The sequence below is a fragment of the Trichlorobacter lovleyi genome (assembly GCF_015239775.1).
Taxonomy (GTDB): domain Bacteria; phylum Desulfobacterota; class Desulfuromonadia; order Geobacterales; family Pseudopelobacteraceae; genus Trichlorobacter; species Trichlorobacter lovleyi_B.
Map to the genome: position 1 here is coordinate 3,356,018 of NZ_CP058409.1, position 12,808 is coordinate 3,368,825.

Below are 12,808 nucleotides of genomic sequence, written 5' to 3' on the forward strand. Positions count from 1 at the left end.
GCAGTAGTCGGAGCCGACTTATCCACGTAACGGATCAATTAAGGTTTGCAGTATGCTGCAAACGAAGTAGGGTGGTACCACGAAAGCTATACGCCTTCGTCCCTGCAACAGGGCGGAGGCGTTTTTATTTCAGGACACCACACAGGAGGTGGAGCATGGCAAAGGCCAAGCAGGCAGCAAAGGACGAGACACGGGTAATCAAAATTTTTGACACTACGTTGCGGGATGGCGAGCAGGCACCGGGCAACAGCATGAATATTGACGAAAAGCTGCGTTTTGCCAAGCAATTGCAGAAACTGAACGTAGACGTGATTGAGGCCGGCTTCCCGATCGCTTCGGAAGGTGACTTCGAGGCGGTCAAGAAGGTGGCGCAGACCATCAAGGGACCTGAGATTGCCGGTCTGTGTCGCTCTAACCTGAAGGATATTGACCGGGCCTGGGAGGCGCTGAAGTACGCCGGCGAAAAAGGACGGATCCACACCTTCATCGCCACCTCGGACATCCATATGAAGTACAAGCTGCAGATGGAGCCGGCGCAAGTGCTGGAGGCGGCTGTCAAGGCGGTCAAGCGGGCAGCAGGGTACACCCCCAACGTGGAATTTTCCTGTGAGGATGCGGTGCGGACCCAGTTGCCGTTCCTGGCCCAGGTGGTTGAGGCGGTAATCGCTGCCGGTGCCACCACGGTCAACATCCCGGATACGGTCGGTTACACGGTGCCGTTTGAGTACTTCAATATCATCAAGTACCTGAAGGATAACGTGCCCAACATTGAAAAGGCCGTAATCTCGGTCCACTGCCATAATGACCTGGGACTGTCGGTGGCCAACTCCATTGCAGCCATACAGGCTGGCGCCGGTCAGGTGGAATGCACCATCAACGGCATCGGTGAGCGGGCCGGCAACTGTTCGCTGGAAGAGTTCGTCATGATCCTGCGGACCCGCCGCGACATCCTGCCCTTTGTCACCGGCATCGCCACGGAGCAACTGACCCCGGCCAGCCGCCTGCTGACAAACATCACCGGCATCTCGGTGCAGCCCAACAAATCGGTGGTCGGCGCCAACGCCTTTGCCCATGAGGCCGGCATTCACCAGCACGGCATGCTGATGGACAAATCCACCTATGAGATCATGACCCCCGAATCAGTCGGCCTGACCGCCAGCGCCCTGGTACTTGGCAAGCACTCCGGCCGTCACGCCTTTAAAAAGCGGTTGGAGGAGCTGGGGCATGACCTGGACGACGAGATGCTGAACCGGGCCTTTGAGCGTTTCAAGGCCTTGGCTGACCTGAAAAAAGAGGTCTTTGATGAAGACCTGGATGCGATTGTCACCGACGAATCACGGGAAGAGGACCAGTACAAGCTGGAGCATATTACGGTAACCTGCGGTTCCTTTGCCGTGGCCACGGCCACGGTACAGATGGAGATCGACGGCAAACCGGTTCGCACCGCTGAACTGGGAGACGGACCGGTTGACTCGGCCTTCAAGGCGATCCGCAAGCTGACCAAGACCAAGGCCAAGCTGACTCAGTACAACGTCGGCTCGATCACCGGCGGCACCGATGCCCAGGGCGAGGTAACCGTCCGGGTGGAAGAAGGCGGTCATACCGTGGTGGGCAAAGGGGCCTCAACGGATATCATCGTGGCCTCGGCCAAGGCCTACATCCATGCCCTGAACCGGTTGCACTGCAAGCAGAAGCGTTTGATGGACGCCGTTTGATTTTACGGAAACAGAGGGGCAGGTCTGAGACCTGCCCCTACAGCCGTACTGTCTTGTAGAGGAAGTTTTTGAATTTATACAGCATCTTGCGTTGCTCATCATCGCTCATGCCGTCTGTCAAAGCCCTCAGATTACGTGCCACTGCCGGCAGCTGACGACCGGCAAAGGCGCGACTCTTCTCCACCACCAGCCTGACCACATCACGTGAGATGTCATTACGAGTAAACGGTTCGTACAGATCCTGCCAGAAGTTACCCCCCTGACGGATCTTCTCGATAATCGTGTCAGCCAGATGGTTTGCCAGCTCCCGTCCATCACCGGCCGAGGCCACACTACCCAGTCCGACCCCCTTGATCGCCTGCCGGATCGATTCCCCGCCGATCACATTCCCACGCCTGAAGAACATGGCCCGCAGCAGGATTGAACGCAGTTCCCGGATGTTACCCTCATACTGGTGCTGCACCAGCTCTGATTTGGCGTCTGCTGCCAATGCCGGCGGATCCTCAGGGTCATGCTGTCCTCGATAGGTACGGTAGAGCTTGCCCAGAAAGTGCACCGCCAGGTCAGGAATATCCTCCCGCCGCTCATTCAGGGACGGCAGGCGGATCGAGAGTTCTGCCAGACGGTGATAGAGATCCTCCCGGAAACGGCCTGCTGCGATCTCGGCCGGCAGATCCCTGTTGGTGGCTGCCACCAACAGCACCCGGCTGAAACGCTCCATGTTCTCTCCCAGCCGGACGAATCCGCCATTATCCAGAAAGCGCAGCAGTTGTACCTGGGTCTTTGGGTCGGCATCACCGATCTCATCCAGAAAGACCACCCCTCCCATACACTCTTCCAGGATGCCGCGCCGGTCACTGGAGGCACCGGTAAAGGCCCCCTTTTTATGTCCAAACAGCTCTGAATAGGTCAGTTCTCCACTGTAGGCCGCGATATTGGTCTTTTTTACGGGCAACTCACCTTGGGGATTCAGCTGCAACCGGTACAGCGAGTTGAGCGTGTTATAGAGGTTGTTGAAGAAAAACTCCTTGCCTGAACCGGTCGGTCCGGTAATCAGAATCGACGGCAGGCCGATGGTGGCCTCCTGCATCACATTCTTGCTCCAGAGCGTAACCCGGTTAAAGAGCGGTTGGGACACCGTATTGATAAAATCAATCACCGCCTGGGAGGTGGGGCTGACCCCGATGATGTTCCCCAGACGGTAGGAGGAGACATGGGGATCCTTGTAGCCGACATCGGTGGTCAGGCGCTGCACCTCTCCCTGCAGCCCCTCGATCCGCTGCAGGTCGGAGAGATGGCGGGCCGTCAGCGATCCGATAATCTGCAGGATGCGACGGTGTTCCTCGGTAAAATAGCTGTAACGCAACGAGTTAAGGCAGATGACCGCAATCACTTCACCGTCGCAGACCACCGGCACCGCAATCTCGCTCTTCAGCAGATCGCTCATGGAGCGGTGAAATCCCTCACCGGTCCGCTCTTCATCCACACTACCGATGATCTTGGGCTGCTGGCTCCAGGCCACATAGCCGGTCAGGCTGCGCTCTTCAGGGGCCAGCTCGACGCCCCCCACAAGAAAAGGCGGGATATAGCGCTTCAGCCACTCCTTGTTTTTGGCTCCGACAAGCGTCCCCTGCTCATCCTCCACCACCAGCCAGCGCCGGCCATCCCGTTCTTCGACCAGGGCAATGCTGCCGGTGTCGGCACCGATCAACTCGGTGGCCTTGGCCAGCACCTTGGTCAAAAACGGCTGCAGGGCCGCATCACCTTGATTCAGCAGGTCGGTGATCTCGGACAGGACCCGGATCTCCAGATGTTCGCCACCAACCCCGCTGACCACACTGGCAAGCATCTCGGCATGCCCCTGCAGGAGCCCCATCTCAAACTCTGAGAAGCGGTATTCTTCACGGCAGAAATAGTTGACCAGACAGATCACCCGGTGACTGTGGGGATCAAAACGGGGCACCACATAGAGGCTGCGCAGCGACATCTGTTCGGTCAGCTCACGCTTCTGCAGATCATGGCGGGTCAGGTCATTGATAAAGAGCGGCTTAAGCAACCGGTCGTCTCTGATGATGGCCTGCACATCAACATAGCGGGAGATCAGCGATGCACCGGGTTCCAGCAGGATCGCCCCCAGACGGTCATACTGCATCTGCAGGGCTGGATCTTCAGCATAGCAGGCCAGGACCTCCAAGGCAGCAGAGCCATCACCGGAGACCAGCGGGGTCAGCACCGAAGCCAGGGCAACCTTTTCCACCAGGCGTACTGCAGAACGGACCATCTGTCCGGCTGCCTCCCGTTTTTTTGACTCCTCAAGCCGCCGGGCCAGCTGCACCTGCTGATGGTAACTGCGGGCCTCATCCAGCCGCTCAGCCAGCTGCAGGATAAATTCTGCCAGACGGGATTTGATCTTGCCGGACAGCACCAGGTCGCCATGCCGGCTGTCGATGCACAGCACGCCGATGGAGCGGCCACGGCTGACAAGGGGCAGGTAGCTGCTGGATGCAATATTGAAGCGGCCGGCAACCGCACCATCAAGTGTTCCGGCCCCGCCGTCGCCGCTACGGAAGTCGGCAGGGTACTGGCTGACAAAGACCCGTGACACCACGGCGTCTTGCGTAATAATCGGAAAAGCCACCTCCCGCAGTTCAGCACCGTCAGGCCCACTGGCAAAGGCACAGGTCAAGGCACCCGAGATCAGGTCTTCAAGATAGATCCTGACCAGATCAACCCCGGAAATCAGCCTGACCCCTTCAGCCAGCACATAGAGCAGCTCTGTCTGGTTTTCCTTGCCATAGCCGTCAATCTTTACACGTAACGCCTGCAGCAACTCATCTTGTGGCATCGCCGCCCTCCTGAGTGTTTTACCTACACGCTTAAGATACACGCCATACACGATACAGGCAAGGTTCCAGGAGTTTACTGCCAACTACTGCGGTTCGTATTTCTAGCGATTGACTTACCCATAGTATTTAAATATTATAATTTTATAATTCAGCCAGACGCCGTTTTCTGCCACCTGCCAGCGTTCCTGTACAGAAGGGTTACCCGATGCCCGACACCAGCATACCCTACAAGCAGGTTTTTTCAGCAATCCCGGCGCCGGTGATTATGCTGGACACCCAGGGCCACTTTGCCTTTGCCAACAAGGCGGCCTATCAGATTCTCCCCTCCTGCATTCCCCTCAACGACGGGGCAAGCTGCATTCCGCCGGACTGGCTTGCCACTGAAATTGATGCATTCCTGTATCACGCCAAAGAAGAACATACGTTCGAGCATTGTCTGCCAGCCGACACGGGGCATCGCCATATCCAGTTCACCCTGACCCGGCTGGACCAGGACAAGCGCCAGAACGGCATCCTGATTACACTCCACGACATCAGCCGACACAAGCGGGCCGAGCAGGCCCTGCGCCTAAGCGAAGAACGGTACCGCATGCTGGTTGAACATCAGAGTGATCTGGTTGTCAGGGTTGATATCGAAGGCAAGTTGCAGTTTGCCAGCCCCTCCTTCTGCATGCTGTTCGGCATTGACGAAGAACAGCTGGTGGGGCGGGAGCTCTGCCCGATCATCAACAGCAGCGGTCAGGCGGTTATGAAAGAGGCCATGCAGCGCCTGGACTGCCATCCCAAGTCCTGTTATCACGAAATCTGCTCCCAGACCCTGGATGGTCTCCGCTGGATCGGCTGGGCCATGAAGGGGGTGGTGGATGAAAAGGGCCATATAGAGGCCATTGTCGGTATCGGACGTGACATTACCGACCGCAAAAAGGCCGAGCAGGAGATACTCCAGCTTGCCCATTACGACACCCTGACCGGCCTGCCTAACCGCAGCCTGCTCCAGGACCGCTTGTCCCAGGCCCTTTCGCTGGCCAACCGGGGCAATGTCACCCTGGCGGTACTCTTTCTGGACCTGGACCGTTTTAAGCATGTCAATGACGCCTTTGGTCACCAGATTGGCGACCTGCTGCTGCAGGAGGTGAGCCGCCGCCTGAAAGATTGCGTGCGTGCCACCGACACGGTATCCCGAATCGGCGGCGATGAGTTTGTGATCATCCTGACCAATCTGATCAAGTGCAGCCAGGCCGGATCAATAGCCGCCAAGATCATCAGCTCCATGAGTCGCCTCTTTCAGCTGGGAGGTCATGAACTGTACAGCGGCACCAGCATCGGCATTGCCCTCTACCCGACAGACGGCAATGATGTTGACACCCTGCTGAAGCATGCCGATATGGCCATGTACCAGGCCAAAGAGAGTGGCCGGGGCACCTTCAAGTTCTTTTCTCCGGAACACAACGAGAAAATGCTGCAGCGTATGCAGCTTGAACAGGCATTACGCCGGGCAATTGAGCATCAGGAGCTGTCCCTTGACTACCAGCCACAGATCGACAGTGCAACCGGCAGCATCAACGGCCTTGAAGCCTTGCTGCGCTGGCAGCACCCCCAGCTGGGGCTGTTACTGCCGGGACTGTTCATCACCATTGCAGAGGAAACCGGACTGATCATCCCGTTGGGGGAATGGGTATTACGGACCGCCTGCAGGCAGGCACGGGCCTGGCAGCGGGCCGGCTACCACCGGTTGCGGATAGCGGTCAACATCTCTCCCCGCCAGTTCCAGCAGCGGGGCCTGATACCGATGATCGACGCAATCCTGCAGGAAACCGGCTGCGATCCGCGCGGGCTGGAACTTGAACTGACCGAGACCACCCTGATGGACAGCCCCAAGGAAGCGACTGCCCTGCTGAAGGCGTTGAAACGCCGCGGGATCAGCCTGGCTATTGACGATTTCGGCACCGGCTATTCATCGCTCAGCCACCTCAAGCACTTTCCGATTGACCGGCTCAAGATTGACCGGTCCTTCGTCAATGACCTGACCCGCAGCCGCGAGGATAGCGCCATTGTCGAGGCAATCATCGCCATGGCCCACCGGTTGGGGCTGGAGGTGGTGGCCGAAGGCGTGGAACACCCTGATCAACATGTCATACTCAGCGACTGGGGCTGCAAAACATGCCAGGGCTTTCTCTACAGCAGGGCCGTTCCAGCCGACGAGGCGACGGCGTTACTGGCCTCGGCTCAGTATTCCATAGGGATCACAAGTGCTTTGACGCCTCTGGCAAAACCAGCAGACGATTGACAGAGGCACCTGCCAGAGCCTATTATGCCCCTGCGCCATCAGGAGGCTCCCTATGGAACAGGCATCTGACTGCTATACACAGATAGTTGAGGCGTTACCGACACCAATCCTGCTCCTTAGGCAAAATGGTATCATCCTGCACGCCAACGCCCCCGCCGTCTGCCTGCTTGAAGCCCTTGAAGGCATTACCCCCCAGCCGGAAATAACCCTGGCTCCGCATTGGATCATGGAAGAACTTGAGTGTTACCACTCACAGGGCCTGCCTTCCCACCAAGCAGAAAAAAGCCTGATTACCACCACCAACAGCCATTCCTTTGTCCTGATCAGCATTAAACGCCTGCGCCCCGACAACGACAATCTGCTGCTGGTTACCATCAACGATCTTTCCAAACTGCATCTGGTTGAAGACGGCCTGCGTCAGCTGGTGGAAGGGATCTCCGAGGCCACCGGTGAAAAATTCTTCCAGTTCCTGGCCCTGCATCTGGCAAAGGCTTTGGATGCCGATTTTGCCTTTATCGGCGAGTTTGCCGATAGCGAGCGCACCCTCATCCAGACCGTGGCGGTTGCTGCCGATGGCGCCATACATGCCAACTTCCGGTTCCCACTTGCGGAGACCCCCTGCGAACAGGTGCTGACCAACGGTCTGCGGATCTACCCCAAAGGGATCCCGGAGTTATTCCCGCTTGACCATCTTGCCCTGGAAATGGGTGTTGAGAGCTATATCGGCATCCCGCTCGTCAGCTCCCGCAGGATAACCCTGGGACCGATGGCGGTCTTCAGCCGGCGTCCGATCAGAGAGACCCACCTGGCCGCATCCATGCTGCAGGTATTTGCCGTACGGGCAGCCTCGGAGCTGGAACGCCGCCAGGCGGAACGGGTCCTGAAAGAGACGGAGGCACGTCTTAAGACCATTGTTGATTCGGTCCATACCGGCATTCTGGTGATTGATCCTGAAAACCACCGGATTGTTGATGTCAACGAGCTTGCTGCCAGCAGCCTCGGCAGAACACGCGAAGAGATGATCGGCACCTCATGCCATCGCTTCATCTGCCCCAACGAGGAAGGGCGCTGTCCCATCACCGACCTGAAGCAGGAGTTGGACAATGAAGAGCGTGATCTGATCCGGGCTGATGGCAGCCGCCTGCCGGTGATCAAGACCGTCAGTCGTGTTGTACTGGATGGGCGGGAGCATCTTCTGGAAAGTTTTGTCGACATCAGCAGGCGCAAACAGGTGGAGAACAGCCTGAAGGAAAGCGAAGAACGCTACCGGATGCTGGTTGAAAACCAGGCCGACCTGGTCATCAAGACCGATATGGCAGGTAACCTGCTCTTTGTCAGCCCCTCATTCTGCAAGCTTTTCGGCCAGACCGAGGAAAAGCTGCTCGGCAAAGCGCTCCTACCGGTCATCATGTCGCCTGAGCAGCTTGCCACAGCCGCCGGGATTGAGCAGATGATCTGCAGTGATACCAGCTATTACCGCGAATATCTCTCTCCGACACGGGAGGGCAAGCGCTGGATCGGCTGGGCGTTGCGCTGCATCTTCAACCAGGCCGGTCAGGCAGAGGCGATTATCGGTATGGGGCGGGATATTACTGATCGTAAAACAGCCGAAAGCACCATTGAGCAGTTGGCCTACCATGACCCGGTCACCGGCCTGCCGAACCGGACGCTGCTGTATGATCGTCTGCAGCTGGCAATCAACCGGGCTGAACGGGACAGCCAGGGTGTGGCGATCCTGTTTCTTGACCTGGACCGTTTCAAGGCAATTAACGATTCACTGGGACATGCCGTGGGTGATCAGCTACTGCGCCTGGTCGGCAATCGCCTGCTTGACTGCGTTCGTTCGTCGGATACCGTAGCCCGCCTGGGGGGTGATGAATTCGTCGTGCTGATCTCTGCCCTTGATAACGACCATGCCGTGGGCAGCGTGGTCATGAAGATCCTGGAGCAGCTGTGTGAGCCGTACCAGATTGACGATCATGAGGTCTACACCTCTTCCAGTATCGGCATCTCACTCTTCCCCCGTGATGGTCGTGATGCCGAGGAGCTGTTGAAAAATGCCGACATGGCCATGTACCAGGCCAAGGAGGCCGGCCGCAACACCTGCCACTTCTTCTCACCGGAGCTGAACATGCGGGCGACAGAGCGGCTCCTGCTCGAGAGCACCATGCGCCGAGCACTGGAGCGGGAAGAGTTCTTCCTGGTCTATCAGCCCCAGATGGAGCTGAACACCGGACATATTGCCGGGATCGAGGCACTACTGCGATGGCGGCATCCTGACCTGGGGATCGTGCCGCCAAACAATTTCATTCCGATTGCAGAAGAGACCGGCCTGATTGTGCCGCTGGGGGAATGGGTACTGGCCGAGGCCTGCCGGCAGGCAGTACGCTGGCAGCAGGAGGGGCAAGCCCCGCTGAGGATGGCGGTAAACGTTTCTGCCCGTCAGTTTCGCCAGCGCAACCTTGGCTTGCGGATCGAAAAGATCCTGATGGAGACCGGCCTTGACCCGGCACTGCTGGAGCTTGAACTGACTGAAAGTGCGGTAATGGAAAACCCGGAAGAAGCGATCCTGACCCTGCGGCAGCTAAAAAAAATGGGGATTACCCTCTCCATCGACGACTTCGGCACCGGCTACTCATCCCTGTCACATCTCAAGCACTTCCCGATCGACCGGCTCAAGATCGATCGTTCCTTTGTCAAGCATGTCACCCGTGACCACAACGACGCCACCATTGCCGAGGCAATCATCGCCCTGGCCCACAGTATGAAGCTGACGGTTGTTGCCGAGGGGATCGAGCATAGTGAGCAGATGGAGTTCATGCACCAGCGTCACTGCGACACCATGCAGGGCTACTACCTGTCGCGGCCGGTGACCGCTGAGGAGTTCAGCACGTTTCTTAAAAGGCTGGGGGAATCGGACGGCAAGGCCCATGGGCTGCTGGGAGGGTAAAACTACAAGGTTAAGCATCAAAGCAAAAATACAAAACCAGGAATGAGGTTTTTTTTGTTCTGGCTGTAGCGAGCAAAGTCTGGCGCGGAGGCGTACTACTGAGGCAGGTACCATTTTGAAATTATTTATAAAAACTACTTAGCTTTCATTCCAATTTTATAGCAAGGATGAAATCAAGGCGGCAAGAAAGTTGCGACGCAGGCGTAGATGACAATACGTCGAGGAGCAACCGACGAAGCCAACGCAGATAGCACCTTGATAGGAAATTGGAATCACAACCCCTGGCGGATCTGATACATCTCCTCCAGATCCAACCCATTCTGTTCATAGTACTCCCGCTCCAGTTCCTCGACATAAAAACGGTCCAACCCGGCATTGGCCAGAAAATCCTCCCTCAGGACCGCATTTTTCTCAGCAATGATGGTTGGCAGCAGGGACTGCAGGTAGACCGCCTCCTTCTGGATCGTGGTAACCGTTTCCTGGAAAACATGGTCAGGCAGGTCTACGGCCAGCTTTTTGCGGGCCTTTAACTCTTCCAGCACTTCACGGCGCAGTACATCCTGTTCCGCCTTGGTGCCATAGCTTGAATAGAAGTTGCGCACCCTGTGCCGCACCAGCTCAAGCACCATCAGATAGAGCCGTTCCTCCTGATCAACGGCAATCAGGCGGCTGTGCAACGTCTCAAGCGTCTGCTGGTCATCCTGCACCAGGGGCAGGCCCTCCATCAGGGCCGTCATCTTCATCCGTCCGAAACGCCCCAGATAGGGGTTTTCAAACAGCTCCTTCACAAACAGCTCTTCAAAACAGCCGGGCTCCAGATTTTCAAAGGCGGCACGATGTTCCAGCAGGCCCTGCAGCATCTCCTCGGTTATGCGCACGTTCTCCATGAAAGCCAGTTGCCCGATCAATGACAGGGTACTATCCAGCCGGTCAAGGTAGGTAATTACATAGGAAAAGCCTTCAAGCAAGGCAGGGTCGGCACCATCCCTGATTTTTTCGTCACAGGTACGGCTGAAATCCAGCATCAGCTGATCAAAATGATGATCACGGGCAGCAATTGCCCATTTTTTCGCCTTGATCAGGGTCAGCATATCATCCCGGTCAATGGAGCTGTCAATCTCTTGCTGATGCAGAAAGAACCCCTCCAGAATCTGGCGGGTCTGGGCAATGTAGTCGGCCTCCTCACGGGCCTCCTTCAGGTTGCGCCCCTTCTTCAGCAGCTCGTCAAGGGTGAAAAAGAGGGCACCGGGGATCTTGTTGCGTACTGAAAGCGCCTTCAGGCGGTTCAAGCGGGCATTTTCCAGTGTGCTGATCTCGCCTCTGGCAGTACAGCCGATCAGGATACTGCGGTATTCATCAACAATCCTGCGGTTTAACGGGTGACGGTACATCACATCAATCCGCATCCGCTCCTGCTGGTAACGGTCAATCTGGTAGCCGCTGGCCAGGCCCATCAAGCGGGCAAAATCATCATCGGCAATCTTCTTTGAGCGGAAATAAAGCGAACGGAACAGGTCACGATAGGCCTTGTGGCGGGTGTTGATCAGCTTGATAATAAACAGCTGGGCACCTTCATCCTGCAGCAGCGGGAACAACTCGTCAACCAGCAGGTCATCGCGTTCTTCACCCACTACCGGGGTGCGCTTCAGGGTCTTGCCCAGCAGACGGACCAATTCCTGCTGCTGTTCTCCCAGCTTGCGGGAAAGCCTGGGCGAGTGAACGCAGAAAAAGTAGTTACAGACCGCATTTCCTTCAAAAAATATGGTGTCGTAGGATTCATGTCCACTGGTCTGTTCGCTGAAGTGAAGGGTTCCCCCCTCCTCCTCAAGACAGGCACCGTTCATAACCAGACGATTGATGATCTCGGTCTTGGTCAGATCAGACGTGGGCTGTTCAACCCCGAACATATATTCGCAGAAATGACCACCATTCCCCTCAAAGCGGATCCCTTTCTGGCCCAGGACAAACTCGTTGCCGGGCGAAAAGATCCGCAGTTCATCGGCCTCCTGCACAATATTAAAAAAATAGCGCTGGTAGGCCTCAGTGCCCACCACCAACACAAAATACTCGATCCCGTTAGCAAGCTGGCCATGGAGGCGTATATCTTTCTGCATGCTGAACTCCCCCGCTTCAGATCAAGGAAACTGGCAAGCCGGCCGGACGTTGTCCCCCGGTCGGCTGCAAAGCAGATCGGAAAGCAGCCGGCAACGCCCCCAAACCGGTATCCTGACATTGACTCAGTGCTCTAGCTCGAAACTCATGCCGTCATACGCGAATTCAACGCCGTTCGGCAGACGGCGCTCATCTGCATGACTCACCTCATGGGTCAGGTGGGTCAGGATCATGCGCTGCACCCCCAATTCTCTGAGTGCAGCAATTGCCCCTTCAATATTGAAGTGAAATGGATGGGGCGACCAGCGCAGACCGTCAACCACTACTGTAGCAACTCCCTGCAACAATGCAAGTGATGCCGGTGGAATTGCACTGCAATCCGTCAGGTAGGCAAAAGAACCGATCCGGTAGCCACAGGAACCGTCGACACCATGCTCCAGCGGAACCGGAATCACCTGCAGCCCGAACAGCTCAAAGGGACCACCGGGTACCCTGGGCTCCAGAAGGGGGGGATGCGTGGCGCCCTCCTGTTGATGGAAGACATAACCGAATCCGCTTAACAGGCGCTCCATGGTGGCCGGGCAGGCATAGCAGGGGATCACCTGACGGTGCAGAAAATAAAAACCACGCAGATCATCGATACCATTCACATGATCGGCATGGGCATGGGTAAACAGCACTGCATCAATCTGCGGCACCACCTCACGCAGCATCTGGCTGCGCAGATCAGTTGAACTGTCCACCAGAATGTTCTTTCCGGCATGGCAGATCAGCAGTGACGCCCTGCTGCGGCGGTCGCGCGGGTCGGAAGAACTGCAGACCGGACAACTGCAGCCAACCATGGGAACTCCGGTCGAGGTTCCACTGCCAAGGACAATGATCTTCATAAGGCAGGCAG

General features: G+C 56.9%; 6 protein-coding genes and 1 other annotated feature (1 of these 7 only partly in view). Of the genes, 3 read left to right on the top strand and 3 right to left on the bottom strand.

All coding sequences use genetic code 11. The annotated features are described in order from the left end of the window. Positions 1 to 107 (top strand) — a binding site (T-box leader); it begins 114 nt to the left of the window's first position. Positions 108 to 155: 48 nt separating this feature from the next. Then, the gene (locus tag FY034_RS15595; protein ID WP_265552168.1) at positions 156 to 1,715 is read left to right on the top strand and encodes a 2-isopropylmalate synthase; all 1,560 of its coding nucleotides are present in this window, start codon (positions 156 to 158) and stop codon (positions 1,713 to 1,715) included. Positions 1,716 to 1,752: 37 nt separating this feature from the next. On the opposite strand, the gene FY034_RS15600 is transcribed toward FY034_RS15595, so the two are convergent. Then, positions 1,753 to 4,560: a GPMC system transcriptional regulator gene (locus FY034_RS15600; protein WP_265552170.1), complete on the bottom strand. Its 2,808-nt coding sequence runs from the start codon at positions 4,558 to 4,560 to the stop codon at positions 1,753 to 1,755. A gap of 206 nt (positions 4,561 to 4,766) precedes the next feature. On the opposite strand from FY034_RS15600, the gene FY034_RS15605 reads away from it, so the two are divergent. After that, entirely contained in the window at positions 4,767 to 6,848 is a 2,082-nt protein-coding gene (locus FY034_RS15605; protein ID WP_265552172.1) for a bifunctional diguanylate cyclase/phosphodiesterase, read from the top strand. A gap of 52 nt (positions 6,849 to 6,900) precedes the next feature. Next, a complete protein-coding gene (locus tag FY034_RS15610) occupies positions 6,901 to 9,798 on the top strand; it encodes an EAL domain-containing protein (protein ID WP_265552174.1) in 2,898 nt (965 codons plus the stop codon). Positions 9,799 to 10,070: 272 nt separating this feature from the next. On the opposite strand, the gene FY034_RS15615 is transcribed toward FY034_RS15610, so the two are convergent. Next, on the bottom strand, positions 10,071 to 11,912 hold the full coding sequence (locus FY034_RS15615; protein ID WP_265552176.1) for a TIGR04442 family protein: 1,842 nt from the start codon (positions 11,910 to 11,912) through the stop codon (positions 10,071 to 10,073). Between the two features lie 123 nt (positions 11,913 to 12,035). Beyond that, positions 12,036 to 12,797 (bottom strand): GPMC system MBL fold metallohydrolase, encoded by a 762-nt coding sequence (locus FY034_RS15620; RefSeq protein WP_265552178.1) that lies wholly within the window; start codon positions 12,795 to 12,797, stop codon positions 12,036 to 12,038. Between the last annotated feature and the right edge of the window lie 11 nt (positions 12,798 to 12,808).